The following is a 13,925-nucleotide window of genomic DNA, read 5'->3' on the forward strand; positions in this document are numbered from 1 at the left end:
TTGGATATTTGCTTAGTCACAACGGGTAAAATCGATTCAGGTCAAAGGAGGTATACATGGGTATCGCTATCACTTTGGCATCTTTTCTAAACAGCCATCACGTTACGTATAGTGTGGTGAAACATAGAAAAACCCTTTCTTCACTAGATTCATCGGCATCGGCACATATTCCAAGTGCACAAGTCATTAAAGCCGTATTACTGGTAAATGGAGAAGGTGACTATATGTTGGCTGGTATTGGTTCGGGTAGGCGCTTGTCAGTATTAAAAGTCAGTGAGTTAATGGGGGAGGTGTACAGCTTAGCTGATGAGCAAGACTTATTGTCCTTGTTTCATGATTGCGACAAAGGTGCGATTCCAGGGTTGGCAGAGGCTTATGGGGTCAAGATGATGCTTGATAAGCGTCTGATCGATGAAGATAAGGTTTATATCGAAGCTGGGGACCATTGTCATTTAATCAAGATTAACCATTTACAATACACGCCACTATTATCGGGTACTTTATTGGCTGATATCAGCGGCGAGTCAGTAGGTACGCCTAAATTTGGCGATTATGACAATGCATATGATAGTAATGCTCTCAGTGGCAGCTTAAGCGCTATATGACTGAGGATGTTGAGTGACTGTATGATTATCCTCAGTGATGATTTATTTCTGAAAGATGGCAAATCTATTTTGACAGATGATTTGTCTTTTTACTCGTAGCAATCTGTGTTATTTTTCTCGGCTTTTTATCACTTTCGTTTATTTTATTTTTAGCGAAATGTTTAATTTTCTGGGGCGAGTGAATGTTTGTTGGTTTTGATTATGGCAGCGCGAATTGCGCCATAGGTATCATGGATGATAGTGAAGTTCGATTACTCCCCTTATCGGCGGGATCTAATTATCTGACTTCAACGCTTTATGCCCTCGACAGAGAATTGATCGCCGAAGCCGTTTATCAGCGAATGCCGCAGCATTTAAAAGCGGGTTACGCAAAACAGCGTGGTGCTCAGTTAAGCCGTGCCAAGCATGCAAGGCGAGATCTCGATCTCGAAAGCGATGAGCAGGCCGTCTTTGTTGGTGAGCAGGCTGTTAAGGCATACTTAGACATGCCTGAGGAAGGATTTTATGTCCGCTCTCCTAAATCATTTCTTGGTGCCAGCGGCTTAAGGCCTGATCAAGTGGCCCTGTTTGAAGATATCGTCACCATGATGATGTTACATGTGAAGCATATCGCCGAATCTGAAAAAGGGCTTAATAACCCAGGTATTATCAGCCACGCGGTCATAGGTAGACCGGTTAACTTTCAAGGTGTCGGTGGTGAAGAGAGTAATCTTCAAGCTGAGTCAATATTACGTCTTGCAGCAAAGCGCGCCGGTTTCATTGATGTCGACTTTTTATTTGAGCCACTAGCAGCAGGTATGGATTTTGAAGCCAGTTTAACAGAAGATAAAGTCGTGCTGGTGGTCGATGTCGGCGGCGGTACCACAGATTGCTCAGTGGTAAAAATGGGGCCATCTCATGTCCACAGTGCCGAGCGAAGCCAAGATTTTCTCGGCCATAGTGGACAGAGGGTGGGGGGCAATGATTTAGATATTGCCTTATCGATGAAAGCTTTCATGAGTCACTTAGGCCTAGGTTGCCATTTGTCTAATGGTTTGCCTGTACCGAGTAAACCTTTCTGGAATGCTGTCGCGGTCAATGATATCAGTGCCCAGCGTGATTTTGTCTCTTTGAGCTCGCGTAAGATGATCCAAGAGCTGGTTAAAGATGCGAAGAAGCCTGAGTTACTCAGTAGATTGCTAAAAGTACAACATGATCAATTGGGCTATAGAATAGTACGCAGCGCCGAACAAGCTAAAATTGCATTATCAGATAGTGAATCAGTGATGATTAAGCTAGATTATATCTGTCCCAATTTGGATGCTGAAGTTAACCGTCAACTCTTTAGTGATGCGATAAAGATACCGGGTGAGAAAATCGAAGCATTGATGGAGCAGGCTTTACGTGCCGCTGGTGTATGTCCTGATGTGATTTACGTGACGGGTGGGACGGCAAGAAGCCCTGCCATCTATGACAAGATAGCAGGTTTGCATCCTGAACTGCCGATTGTCGTCGGTGATCATTTCGGCAGCGTTACCGCAGGGTTGACTCGTTGGGCACAAAAAGTATTTAAAGAGGATTAACAGATGAGAAAAGTATCCCTTTTAGGGAAGTGGGTTACTGCAGGTGTGATGGTATTTGGCCTCAGTGCATGTGGCGGTGACGATGTCGCTAAAGTGAGTCTTGGTCTATTCACCACAAAAGATGTGATTATCGATGCTCGTCATGATCCTAAAATAGCAGGTGTCACTTGTCATATCAGTCGCATTGAAGCGAATTTAAGTTTGGCTGATCCTTCGGATATGAGTATCGCTTGCCGCCAAACAGGTCCTATTTCGGCGCAAGAGATTGCCGGAATTGATAAGAGTAAAAATGGTGAAATCGTATTCAAGCAATCTTTGAGTATTTTGTTTAAGTCTCTCAAAGTGCGCCGTATCTATGACGCGAAAAATCAAACTTTACTCTATCTTTCTTACTCGACTAAAGAGACGAAGGGGAGTCATAAGCATGCCTTATCGACAGTACCCCTCTATAACACTGGAGCATGGCAGCCTTCTGGGGTTCCGGTTCAGTAGCAAGTGAAAGCAGTAAGTACTAAAATCGCTGCGTTTATCTCATGCTTATATGCCATGACTGGATTAGGTGTCATGGCTTTTGCTGAACCAAGTCATGATATCTTATCTAAGTTTGTCATTTACGGGGTGATATTCTTATTATCACCTCTTCTTTGCGCTTACGGGCTCTGGTTTAGAAAGTCTTGGGGCAGAATATTTACCTTAGTTTTTTTCTTGTTTCAGTGTGTAAAACCCTTCACCTTTCTACATTGGTTACCTTTCTACCCACCGATATCCCTGGGGATCCCCTTTGGTGATTTCACCACGGGCTCAGCTTATCTGCTTGATATTTTCTCTATTGTTATGACGGCTTACTTGCTGATTATCTGGAAAGAGCAGTCTTTGAGGGGAGATTGATACCTGATTATTGGCTTATTGTTTCTTTTAGGTCTTTTATATTAGAGTGAATGGCTTAATATCAAAGGAAGGAGATCGCTATGCCTCAGTATATGCTCACTTATCTCGGTGGAGAACAACCTGCAACGCCCGAAGAGGGGAAGTTGCATTTTGCTAAATACAAAATCTGGCTAGCCACTTTAGGGAGCGCTATGGTGAGTCCTGCAAACCTGCTAAAAAGTACCCAAACGGTTAACTCCGATGGGTCCGTGAGTGTTGGCGGTACGACAGGTATGTCTGGATTTACACTCATAGATGTTGAATCAATGGAGCAGGCATTAGTCCATGCTAAAGCTTGTCCCTTTCTTGAAATTGGCGGCTCTTTAGAAGTATCGGAGCTGGTTCAGGTGAAGATGTAGTATGAATTGTTTAAACACCACACGTCTCAGTTACAGCATGATAGTTGAATCAGTGACTAAAACAGATTATGGCGAGCTGCTAACGGTCTGGGAGGCTTCGGTTCGACAAAGCCATGACTTCTTGAGTGAGCCTGATATTGAAAGGTTACGGCCGTTAGTCTTACAGTATTATTTTGATGCTGTTGATTTGCGGTGCACTAAAGATCGCGCTGGAAGTATCCAAGGATTTTGTGGCGTCGCTGGGGGTAATATTGAGATGCTATTTATAGCGCCAGAAAGCATGGGCTGCGGCATAGGAACAGCATTAGTGGCATATGCTATTAAGCATCAGGGTGCGACTAAGGTTGATGTAAACGAGCAAAACCCTAAGGCGTTGGCGTTTTATAAGCATGTTGGATTTTGTGTAATAGGACGCTCAGAATTAGATAGTCAAGGTCAGCCATTCCCCTTGCTGCATATGGCTTTGGACCAAGTCGATACATTTATTTAAAGGCCTCAGGAGGTACCAGTAAGGTATCTGTTTTGTGATGAGATAAGAGAAGAGAAGAGAAGAGAAGAGAAGAGAAGAGTTGAATGAACAAACCGATAAAATCTCCCCTAGTCACTACTGAGTGGCTCGAGCAAAATCTGAGTCATGATAAACTTATTTTACTCGATGCCAGTATGGAAAAAGTCGTAGGTAAGTCCCCGATACTTTATGACACATTGGCCTGTATTCCTGGCGCTCAGAAATTGGATCTAGAAAATGTCCTTTGTGATCTCAGCGCGTCAATGACTCACGCTTTTCCTACAGCAGAGCAGTTTTGGGATGTCATTTCTACTCTAGGAATAACCTCAAATAGTCACATCGTTATTTATGACAATCAAGGTATTTACTCTTCACCCAGAGCCTGGTGGATCTTTAGGGTAATGGGGTTTGATAATGTCTATGTACTCAATGGTGGTTTGCCTCAATGGTTAGATGAAGGCAGGGTGACGGCTAATCATTATTCAGCTTCTATTCTAGCGAATCCAGTTTTAGACCGTGACAGTGAACTCATGATTCATATGCAGGATGCTGTATGCGATTCTGCTTACTTGCTTGATAATCTTTCAAACAAAGAGATGAGTATTTTCGATGCTCGTGGGGCTTCACGTTTTTCTGGTCAGGCTCCGGAGCCTAGAGCTGGCGTGCGTAGCGGACATATTCCAAATTCTATAAATCTACCATTTTCTAAGGTTTTGGATGGACATTGCTTAAAAATACCTGAGCAGCTAAGTGAGTTATTCACTGAGATAACGGTGAAAGAAAAGGATAACCCTTTAGCGGGAAGCGAGCGTATTTTTAGTTGTGGTTCTGGAATAACAGCCTGTATTTTAATCTTAGCCTCTGTGGCAACTGGACATCATAACAATGTACTCTACGATGGTTCATGGGCTGATTGGGGAAGCGATCATAAATTGCCTGTTGAGTTGTAATGTAAATTTAACTTCAAAATTAATGATTATTATAAGTAGTATATAGAAGTTCCCGATACCTGTTTAGCTTGGTACATCGCCTCATCGGCGAGCTGTATCAAGGTGTGCACATCAGTGTTATTACCAAAATAAACAGCAACCCCTAAGCTAGCCTCGACATGAAGGGTAATGTGCTCAATATGAAATGGGGAGTCAAATTTTGCCAATAGCTTTCCAGCCATCAACTTAATCTGCTCCTCATTTTTAAATCCGTTTACAACAACGAGAAACTCATCTCCCCCCAGTCTAGTGATAATATCAGATTCTCTAATACAGGCTTTGAGTCTATTTGCTGTTCCTTTCAATATGCCGTCACCCGTTGTATGCCCATAGGTGTCATTGATAGCTTTGAATTTATCAAGATCAATATAGATAAAGGCAATAAATTGATTGCGTTGTTCCACTTTTGAAAACATCTGTGAAAGCTTTTGCTCCATGATCCGTCTGTTAGGTAGGTTGGTTAATGGATCTAAATTGGCTTTTTCAAGCACTTCTTTCTCTTTTTGCTTTCGTCTAGAGATATCTCTGACAATCGCAATTAGATAGTCTGCGCCGTTATATTCTATAAAACTGATGTTTGCTTCAATCGGTATCGCAGTCCCATCTTTACGGTTATGTGTCGACTCGATGACTTGGCTACCATTATCTTTGATATCATCGACATGCTGCTGCCATTTTCCAGCTTGCTGTAGCGCTGGGTGTATATGAGGAACAGACAGTGTCAGCAGTTCCGTCTTGCTGTAGCCAAGTCTGCTGTAGCCTAGATGGTTTGAGTTAAGAAAGTCACCGCATTTTGGATCGACAACATATATTGCATCATTAGATTGGTTAACTAGATGATTGAGGAGTACCTCTGCGGCTTCTGACTTTCTGATCGTGGTTAGGTCAACCAGCTGAGAGATATATCTGACCACATTTCCCTCTGTATCAGGTTGAGCCACAATATTAAGTTGTGCATAGATAGCGTGACCCATCTTATGAAGGTAACGTTTTTCGATAGTGACTGGGGAGTAGGGGTTGTCTATGAGTTGACGTCTTACCTCCTGATTGACGGAGATATCATCATGGTGGGTGATAACAATACCTTCTGCGTATATCTGCTCCTTCTCGTAGCCAAGCATCTTGTTGAATGCAGGGTTTACATATTCAAGCTTTCCACTTGGGTAGGATAAGACAACTGGGATCGGAGTTATCTCAAATAGACGGTAAATCGATTGCTCAATCTGGGAGTTATCCTTCATCATAGTCATTCACTTATGGTCCGTTATTGAATGATTTGCAGATAATTGATGTTGAACAGTGATCCTTACCGTTGTATGTGATTAATCCGTTAGCTATATCATCTATACGTGCAAGCTATTTTAGAGTTTTACTCTGTATTATCTAAGGTAATGCAAAATCGGAGTAATAGAAAGGGCTAGAGCGTAGAAATTGAGATAGAAAAAAGGCCGCTTAATAGCGGCCTAGTTTTATTGAGCTAGCGTTATTTAACCCGCATACCAGGCTGTGCACCTTCATGGGGCTCTACAATCCAAAGATCTTTCTTACCAGGACCTGCAGCAATGACCATGCCTTCAGATATTCCGAAGCGCATCTTACGTGGTGCAAGGTTAGCAACCATGACAGTGAGCTTGCCTTCAAGATCTTCTGGAGCATAAGCAGACTTGATCCCCGCAAATACCTGTTTAGTCTCGCCGCCTAAATCGAGCTGAAGTTTAAGTAGCTTGTTAGCTTCAGGAACATGTTCGGCTTTTGCGATACGCGCAATACGCAGATCAATTTTGGCAAAATCTTCGAAGCTTATCTCTTCTGAAATTGGATCAAGTGCTAACTGATCTACATCGGTCATATCTGTGACAGTCTCAGTTTCGACTTGCTCTGATTTTGTTATTTGTGGTTGTAATGGCACTAAATTTTCTTTTGATGCATCGATAATCGCCTCGATACTTTTCATATCAATACGCTGCATCAAGGCTTTGAATTTTGCGATTTCATGACCGGTAAGATCGGCATGCAAGTTATCCCACGTGAGTGGGAATTGCAGAAATGCTTCAACATCATCAGCCAATTTAGGTAGCACAGGCTTTAGATAAGTAACCAGAATACGGAACAGGTTAAGTGCATTAGAGCAAACCTGGTGGGCTTCTTCCTGCTTATCTTCTTGTTTGATCAACTGCCAAGGCGCAGCATCTGCAACATAAGCGTTGGCCATATCGGCTAATGCCATGATTTCACGCATTGCTTTACCAAACTCACGTGACTCATATAGGACTTCAATGGTTTCTTGCTTAGCTAGAAATACTTGTTCAAGCGTAGTGTCACTCACTTTCGCTAACTTGCCATCGAAACGCTTGCTGATAAAGCCTGCTGTACGAGATGCAAGGTTTACCAATTTACCGACTAAATCCGAGTTAACGCGCTGGGCAAAGTCTTCAAGGTTCAGATCGAGGTCGTCGATACGGTTACTGAGCTTAGCGGCGTAGTAATAACGTAAGTATTCAGGGTCTAAATTATCAAGGTAAGTACGTGCCTTGATAAAGGTACCTTTTGACTTAGACATCTTAGCGCCATTAACTGTCACATAACCGTGGGCATAGACATTAGTAGGCTTACGGTAACCCGCACCTTCTAACATTGCTGGCCAGAATAGGCTGTGGAAGTTAACGATATCTTTACCGATGAAGTGATAAACCTCTGCGGTAGAGTCTTTGGCCCAGAAATCATCAAAGTTGAGATCTTCGCGCTTATCACAAAGGTTCTTGAATGAACCCATGTAGCCGATCGGTGCATCTAGCCATACATAGAAGTACTTGCCAGGCGCATCTGGGATCTCAAAGCCAAAATAAGGTGAATCACGGCTGATATCCCATTGTTTCAGTCCTTGATCGAACCATTCAGCCAGTTTATTGGCAATCTCATCTTGCAGGGCACCAGAGCGAGTCCATTCTCTTAACATGCCTTCAAATGCGGGTAGGTCGAAGAAGAAGTGCTCAGAATCTTTCATCACTGGTGTGGCACCAGAAACTGCAGATTTTGGGTCGATCAAATCAGTAGGATTATATGTGGCACCACAGTTGTCACAATTATCACCGTATTGGTCTTCGCTCTTACACTTAGGGCAGGTGCCTTTAACGAAACGATCGGGTAAGAACATCGACTTTTCAGGGTCAAATAGCTGTGAAATTGTGCGTGTCTTTATGTAGCCTGAATCGCGTAGTTTTAGATAAATTTCGCTCGATAGTTCACGATTCTCTACACTGTGAGTACTGTGGAAATTATCGAATTGAATATTAAAGTCAGCAAAATCCTGTTGATGCTCTTTATTGACTTGAGCAATCATCTCTTCAGGCTCAATACCTAATTGCTGGGCCTTGAGCATGATTGGCGTACCATGGGCATCATCTGCACAAATATAGTGACATTCATGACCACGAAGTTTTTGATATCGTGACCAGATGTCAGTCTGGATATATTCGAGCATATGGCCCAAATGTATCGGTCCGTTAGCGTATGGTAGTGCACTCGTGACGAGGATTTTTCGTTGTGAATTTGCCATCTTGTCTCTGAATCAGTTTAGGGCCCATAAATAATGGCATAGATACTAACCGATCCTTGCAAGAGTTTCATTAAAAGGTGATTTAAGTGGGTTAAATCTACACGAATATTTGTGCTGTTTTCTGGTACACTTGGTCAAATTTTTTATAGGGGGTGGCACTTTTGTCTTCAGCTTCTCAACATTACCGTCTTAGCGACGATCTTCTCGGGCCAGTTTTGGCTATTTTAGATGCTCATCAAGATCCATATTTGGCACAAGGTTTGGTCAGTGCGGGTTGTGTTAATAAACTCGATATTGAGGGGAAACGTTTGCTACTTGGACTGGTTTACCCCTATCCCTGTATGACTCAATACCGAGACACTGTGATGACGGTGACGAAAGCTTTAGCTGTGCTGGATGCTATCGATGAAGTCGAGTGTGAAATTGATTTCCAACCTGCAACCATTTCAGCGCTAAGTGCTGTTGACCCTCTCCCCAATGTGAAACAAATCATTGCAGTTGCGTCTGGTAAAGGTGGTGTAGGTAAATCAACTACAGCAGTCAACCTGGCGTTAGCTTTGGCTGCCGAAGGCGCGAAAGTTGGCATACTCGATGCCGATATATACGGACCTTCGATTCCACTCATGTTGGGTGTGACCGATTTTAAGCCTGTTTCACCAGACGGTAAAATGATGACGGCTGCAGAAGCTCATGGCATCACAGCTCAATCAATCGGCTTTATGTTAGGCCAAGATGAAGCGGCTGTTTGGCGTGGACCTATGGCGGCAGGAGCATTGGCACAACTCCTTAGTGAAACTCAATGGCCTGAACTTGATTATATGGTTATCGATATGCCACCAGGAACTGGTGATATTCAGCTGACCTTGTCTCAAAAAGTACCGGTTACAGGTGCTGTTGTGGTGACAACTCCACAGGATATTGCGCTAGCGGACGCTAAAAAAGGCGTTAGCATGTTCCAAAAGGTGAATATTCCTGTGTTAGGCATCGTTGAGAATATGAGTTTTCACGTCTGTACCGAATGTGGTCATAAAGAGCATCCATTTGGCAGTGACGGTGGCCGTAAAATGGCAGAACGCTACCAGGTGCCACTATTAGGTGAGTTACCGCTTAAGCTTAATATACGTGAAGATGTGGATAATGGTGTGCCTACAGTTGTTGCCGACCCCGATGGTGAAGTGGCTGCTATTTATCGTGATATCGCCCGCAGAGTCGGCGCTCAATTAGCGCTTACGCAAGTCACTCCAAGTGTATCTATTAATATTTCAGAAGACGAATAAGGTTTTAGCATGAATTCTCAGTGTGTCATTATCGGTATCGCAGGGGCGTCAGCTTCAGGAAAAAGTTTAATTGCGAAAACCATTTACGAAGAATTATGCCGAGATTTAGGTACAGATCAAATAGGAGTCATTGCTGAAGATGCCTACTATAAAGATCAGAGCCATATGTCTATGGATGAGCGTGTTCTCACTAATTACGATCATCCTAAAGCGTTAGATCACGAGCATTTGTGTTGTCATCTTAGAGCGCTTAAATCTGGTGAAGCCGTAGAGATCCCTCAGTACAGCTATAACGAACATACACGTATGGCTGAAACGATCACTATGACGCCTAAAAAGGTGATCATCCTTGAAGGTATTTTGCTGCTTACTGATCCTAATTTACGTGAGCTCATGGATGCTAGCGTATTTATGGATACGCCATTGGATATCTGTTTTATGCGCAGATTATCCCGTGATGTAGCCGAGAGAGGACGTACCATGGAGTCTGTGATGTCACAGTATACTGAAACTGTGCGTCCCATGTTCCTGCAGTTTATTGATCCTTCGAAGCAATACGCTGATATTATCGTCCCTCGCGGTGGTAAAAACCGTATCGCAACAGATATTTTAAAGGCTAGAATTCAACATCTTTTAGCTAAATAACCCGCTCAAAAGAGCTGCCCTACAAACGGCTTAACTCACGTAAATTTAAATATATAGATAAGTGAGATAACGCATAGTCAAGATAACTAAGGGCTCTTAGTGGTTATCCAAAACATAATATGGATAATAATCTAATGCCAAAAGTTTGGGTAAATGGTGAACGACACCATCGACTTGATCCCCTAGACCGCGGTTTAGCCTACGGTGATGGGCTATTCGCGACGATGCGGATAGTTAATGGGAGCATCGCCTTTTTATCTGAACACCTAGTACGTCTTAGTCAAGGTGCTAAACGTCTTGGCATGCCTTGGTCTGCATCGAATCAATTAGTATTACAGCTCGAAGAATTAGCGGGTGTCGAAACTCGTGGCTGTATTAAATTATTGCTGTCGCGAGGGTGCGGCGGGCGAGGTTATGCTGCCCCTGAATTCTGTGATGTTACGGAAGTGGTATCAGTTCATGGTTTTCCTCGTCATTATAAGCATTGGCAGCAAGCTGGAATAGCCATTACGACTTCACCAATTAGGCTTTCAACACAGCCAAGATTAGCGGGTATCAAGCACCTCAATCGGCTAGAGCAGGTGTTGATTAAATCTGAACCTATCGTTGAGGGTTATGATGATTGGCTGGTTTTAGATGCTAGAAATGACGTCGTTGAATCTTCCATGGCCAATCTATTTTTTGTTAATGGAACCCAGGTAGTGACTCCCTCTATGTCATTATCTGGTGTGGCAGGGATCATGAGAGAGCAGATGATTTATGCTCTTATCGATTTAGGCTTTGAGCTAGAAGCTAGGCCTATTGCTCATTCTGGTTTGTCACAATTTCAACATGCTTTTATGACGAACAGTCTGATAGGACTCATTGATATAAATAAAATCGATGATCTTGACTATGCTCAAGCACCATTCACTCAAACGCTAAGGCGAAATTTGCACCTAATATTATGAAAAAAATAATGATTGCGCTTATAGCGACTTGTTTTACCTTACTGACCTTAGCTGGTGGCGTGGGGATATGGGGCTATAAAGTAGTTTCTGATTTTGCAACTTCAACATTGAATACGTCGGAGTCGCAGGAGTTAGTGCTTAAAAGAGGCACTTCGTTTTCTTATCTTGTGTCTACCTTAGAGCAAAGGGATCTGATCACTGACGGCTGGAAGCTAAAAGCCTTAGTCAAATTGAAACCAGAACTTGCTAAGATCCGCTCAGGTTTCTATGAAATACATCCTGGCGAGTCTGTTACTCAGCTTTTAACCAAACTCATTAAGGGGGAGGAAAAGGTGTTTAGTGTTACCTTAATCGAAGGGCAAAGCATTAAAGAGTGGAAGCAAGTGCTAAAAGCATTAGCACATAGCCAGTTCGATGAAAATGTGTTTGATCTGGTCTTGCAAGAAAATGGTGATGAGTCGGGTTTACCCGAAGGTAAATTCTATCCTGATACCTATCACTATGTTGCTGGTGACAATATAAAATCTATTGTGCAGCAGAGTTATAAGAAAATGCTACAAGAGCTCGATGCTGCCTGGGCACTACGTGCTGAAGACTTGCCATTAACGTCTCCTTATGAGTTACTGATCATGGCATCTATTATTGAGAAAGAGACCGGTAAGGCCAGTGAGCGCCCTTGGATTTCTGCAGTTTTTGCCAATAGACTGAATAAAGGCATGCGACTACAAACTGATCCGACAGTTATCTACGGCATGGGGGACAGCTATAAAGGTAACATAACCCGCAAAGCCCTGCGTGAACATACCCCATTCAATACCTACCGTATCAACGGATTAACACCGACACCCATTGCAGCGCCTAGTGGGGCTTCTTTAATTGCCGCAGCCCAGCCCGCTGACGTGCATTACCTGTATTTTGTGTCGAAAAATGACGGTAGTCATGTGTTTTCCAAAACGTTAACTGAGCACAATCGTGCCGTCAATAAATACCAGAGAAATCGATGAACAGAGATAACAAGAGTAAATTTATTGTAATAGAAGGACTAGAAGGTGCAGGGAAATCAAGCGCTATCTCTCTGGTTGGTGATTTTATAGAAAAACACATAGGCCAAGCTCCGGTCTGTACGCGAGAGCCTGGTGGTACACCGCTGGCAGAGCGTATCCGAGATCTGGTCAAGATTGCCGACGACAGTGATCCATTATGCGATGAAGCTGAATGTTTGCTGCTTTATGCAGCCAGAGCCCAGCTTGTTGCTAATGTGATTAAACCAGCCCTTGAACGTGGCGATTGGGTACTCGGCGACAGACACAATTTATCCTCTTTGGCCTATCAAGGTGGCGGCAGAGGATTGATGACATTGGTTAATGTTGTTAGCCAAGCGACCTTAGGTGATTTCAAACCAGATTTAACGATCTATTTAGATATTGACCCTGAACTTGGTCTCCAAAGAGCCGCAAATCGTGGCGAGCTAGATAGGATTGAAAAACAAGCACTAGATTTTTTTGAGCGTGCCCGCGCAACGTTCTTATCTTTAGCGGCTGACGATGACAGCATTGCTGTTATCGATGCAAGTCAGACAATGGCAGAGGTTCATAAAGATATTCTTGCCCTGTTACAATCTCAGGAGTGGTAATGACGACGGTTCCTTGGCTCGTTAAGCCTATTAGTGAGTTCAGTCAACAGGCGAGAGCGGGCTTATTAGGTCACGCTTACCTTGTTGGTGTGCATTCGGGCTATGGTGGTGAGTTACTTGCTTTGGGTATGGCTAAATCTGCTATTTGCCAAACATCGACTGAGCAAGGAGCATGTGGTTTTTGTAAGGCTTGTCAGCTAATGGAAGCGAATACGCATCCAGATTTTTATCACATTATTGCTGACGGTAATCAAATCAAAGTCGATCAAGTAAGGCAACTTTGCCAAAAGTTGACTTCAACCTCCCAGCAAGGCGGGCGGCGCATTGCTGTGATCAGTCAATGTGAAAAGCTAAATCAAGCATCGGCAAACGCACTGCTAAAGACCTTAGAGGAACCAGGTAAAGATACCTTGTTAATCTTACAGTCAGATACGCCTGCCAGATTGATGGCTACAATTAAGAGTCGTTGTCAGTTAGTGCACTTTCAAATGCCATCTATGACAGAGATCAGATCATTGTTAGCCACAGATGTTAATTCTGGCGCCGATGTGACTTGGTGTTTACCAGTTATGGGAGGGCCTATAGAGCTGGCTTCAGCACTAGAAAGCGGACGTTACGAGCAACTGCTACAATTTAGGAAAGACTGGGCTCAAAGTTTGTCCTCTGGTCACCTCTGTGCTAGTTTAATTAATGTGAATGAAAAGCAAGTTTCTGATGCACTTAAAGTTTTATACTTAATTTTAAGACAGAAATTAATCAAACAAACAGATTTAGATGCATTATTAAGAGTGAGAGTGACAGAGTTTGGGATGAAGGTTATGGATACTTATCATAAATTGAGTGTTATGCCGAACGTAAACTATTTAGCTCTTTTTAATAGTTTTGTCTTAGAATATAACAGGTTAACGAGATAG

15 protein-coding genes are annotated in these 13,925 nt (G+C 43.1%); 13 read left to right on the forward strand and 2 right to left on the reverse strand.

Annotated elements, in window-relative coordinates; translation table 11 throughout:
• The first annotated feature begins 56 nt into the window (after window positions 1-56).
• The 7 genes from FM038_RS09905 (at window position 57) to FM038_RS09935 (ending at window position 4,911) form a co-directional block, all read left to right on the forward strand.
• Complete coding sequence (locus FM038_RS09905; RefSeq protein WP_142870827.1) at window positions 57-605, forward strand: aminoacyl-tRNA deacylase; 549 nt, start codon at window positions 57-59, stop codon at window positions 603-605.
• A gap of 182 nt (window positions 606-787) precedes the next feature.
• On the forward strand, window positions 788-2,167 hold the full coding sequence (yegD, locus tag FM038_RS09910) for a molecular chaperone (RefSeq protein WP_142870826.1): 1,380 nt from the start codon (window positions 788-790) through the stop codon (window positions 2,165-2,167).
• Window positions 2,168-2,170: 3 nt separating this feature from the next.
• The gene (locus tag FM038_RS09915) at window positions 2,171-2,659 is read left to right on the forward strand and encodes a CreA family protein (RefSeq protein ID WP_142870825.1); all 489 of its coding nucleotides are present in this window, start codon (window positions 2,171-2,173) and stop codon (window positions 2,657-2,659) included.
• 3 nt (window positions 2,660-2,662) lie between these two features.
• A complete protein-coding gene (locus FM038_RS09920) occupies window positions 2,663-3,055 on the forward strand; it encodes a hypothetical protein (RefSeq protein ID WP_142870824.1) in 393 nt (130 codons plus the stop codon).
• Window positions 3,056-3,135: 80 nt separating this feature from the next.
• The gene (locus tag FM038_RS09925) at window positions 3,136-3,453 is read left to right on the forward strand and encodes a YciI family protein (RefSeq protein ID WP_142870823.1); all 318 of its coding nucleotides are present in this window, start codon (window positions 3,136-3,138) and stop codon (window positions 3,451-3,453) included.
• A 37-nt stretch (window positions 3,454-3,490) separates the two neighbouring features.
• A complete protein-coding gene (locus tag FM038_RS09930) occupies window positions 3,491-3,943 on the forward strand; it encodes a GNAT family N-acetyltransferase (protein ID WP_142870879.1) in 453 nt (150 codons plus the stop codon).
• Window positions 3,944-4,038: 95 nt separating this feature from the next.
• Window positions 4,039-4,911: a sulfurtransferase gene (locus FM038_RS09935; protein ID WP_142870878.1), complete on the forward strand. Its 873-nt coding sequence runs from the start codon at window positions 4,039-4,041 to the stop codon at window positions 4,909-4,911.
• 29 nt (window positions 4,912-4,940) lie between these two features.
• On the opposite strand, the gene FM038_RS09940 is transcribed toward FM038_RS09935, so the two are convergent.
• Together FM038_RS09940 and metG are read right to left on the reverse strand one after the other, a co-directional pair.
• Window positions 4,941-6,194, reverse strand: a complete 1,254-nt coding sequence (locus tag FM038_RS09940; protein ID WP_195873240.1) for a sensor domain-containing diguanylate cyclase — start codon at window positions 6,192-6,194, stop codon at window positions 4,941-4,943.
• 239 nt (window positions 6,195-6,433) lie between these two features.
• On the reverse strand, window positions 6,434-8,506 hold the full coding sequence (metG, locus tag FM038_RS09945; protein WP_142870820.1) for a methionine--tRNA ligase: 2,073 nt from the start codon (window positions 8,504-8,506) through the stop codon (window positions 6,434-6,436).
• 161 nt (window positions 8,507-8,667) lie between these two features.
• Here metG and apbC point away from each other — a divergent pair, with 161 nt between their 5' ends.
• The 6 genes from apbC to holB all read left to right on the forward strand — a co-directional run bounded on the left by apbC (window position 8,668) and on the right by holB (window position 13,925).
• Window positions 8,668-9,783, forward strand: a complete 1,116-nt coding sequence (gene apbC / locus FM038_RS09950; protein WP_142870819.1) for an iron-sulfur cluster carrier protein ApbC — start codon at window positions 8,668-8,670, stop codon at window positions 9,781-9,783.
• Window positions 9,784-9,792: 9 nt separating this feature from the next.
• The gene (gene udk, locus FM038_RS09955; RefSeq protein WP_142870818.1) at window positions 9,793-10,428 is read left to right on the forward strand and encodes a uridine kinase; all 636 of its coding nucleotides are present in this window, start codon (window positions 9,793-9,795) and stop codon (window positions 10,426-10,428) included.
• Between the two features lie 134 nt (window positions 10,429-10,562).
• Entirely contained in the window at window positions 10,563-11,378 is an 816-nt protein-coding gene (gene pabC / locus FM038_RS09960) for an aminodeoxychorismate lyase (protein WP_142870817.1), read from the forward strand.
• Window positions 11,375-12,382 (forward strand): endolytic transglycosylase MltG, encoded by a 1,008-nt coding sequence (gene mltG, locus FM038_RS09965; protein ID WP_142870816.1) that lies wholly within the window; start codon window positions 11,375-11,377, stop codon window positions 12,380-12,382. Before pabC ends, mltG begins: the two co-directional genes overlap by 4 nt.
• Window positions 12,379-13,011, forward strand: a complete 633-nt coding sequence (gene tmk / locus FM038_RS09970) for a dTMP kinase (RefSeq protein WP_142870815.1) — start codon at window positions 12,379-12,381, stop codon at window positions 13,009-13,011. The genes mltG and tmk overlap by 4 nt, the downstream gene beginning before the upstream one ends.
• On the forward strand, window positions 13,011-13,925 hold the full coding sequence (gene holB / locus FM038_RS09975) for a DNA polymerase III subunit delta' (RefSeq protein ID WP_142870814.1): 915 nt from the start codon (window positions 13,011-13,013) through the stop codon (window positions 13,923-13,925). The genes tmk and holB overlap by 1 nt, the downstream gene beginning before the upstream one ends.

The organism is Shewanella eurypsychrophilus, assembly GCF_007004545.3.
In the GTDB taxonomy this organism is placed as follows: Bacteria; Pseudomonadota; Gammaproteobacteria; order Enterobacterales; family Shewanellaceae; genus Shewanella; species Shewanella eurypsychrophilus.

Excerpts from the sequence above, each read along its gene's own strand:
- FM038_RS09925 (WP_142870823.1), top strand. The coding sequence starts at position 3,136 with ATGCCTCAGTATATGCTCACTTATCTCGGTGGAGAACAACCTGCAACG.
- FM038_RS09940 (WP_195873240.1), bottom strand. The coding sequence starts at position 6,194 with ATGATGAAGGATAACTCCCAGATTGAGCAATCGATTTACCGTCTATTT.
- tmk (WP_142870815.1), top strand. The coding sequence starts at position 12,379 with ATGAACAGAGATAACAAGAGTAAATTTATTGTAATAGAAGGACTAGAA.
- mltG (WP_142870816.1), top strand. The coding sequence starts at position 11,375 with ATGAAAAAAATAATGATTGCGCTTATAGCGACTTGTTTTACCTTACTG.
- FM038_RS09915 (WP_142870825.1), top strand. The coding sequence starts at position 2,171 with ATGAGAAAAGTATCCCTTTTAGGGAAGTGGGTTACTGCAGGTGTGATG.
- yegD (WP_142870826.1), top strand. The coding sequence starts at position 788 with ATGTTTGTTGGTTTTGATTATGGCAGCGCGAATTGCGCCATAGGTATC.
- metG (WP_142870820.1), bottom strand. The coding sequence starts at position 8,506 with ATGGCAAATTCACAACGAAAAATCCTCGTCACGAGTGCACTACCATAC.
- FM038_RS09930 (WP_142870879.1), top strand. The coding sequence starts at position 3,491 with ATGATAGTTGAATCAGTGACTAAAACAGATTATGGCGAGCTGCTAACG.
- FM038_RS09905 (WP_142870827.1), top strand. The coding sequence starts at position 57 with ATGGGTATCGCTATCACTTTGGCATCTTTTCTAAACAGCCATCACGTT.
- pabC (WP_142870817.1), top strand. The coding sequence starts at position 10,563 with ATGCCAAAAGTTTGGGTAAATGGTGAACGACACCATCGACTTGATCCC.
- udk (WP_142870818.1), top strand. The coding sequence starts at position 9,793 with ATGAATTCTCAGTGTGTCATTATCGGTATCGCAGGGGCGTCAGCTTCA.
- holB (WP_142870814.1), top strand. The coding sequence starts at position 13,011 with ATGACGACGGTTCCTTGGCTCGTTAAGCCTATTAGTGAGTTCAGTCAA.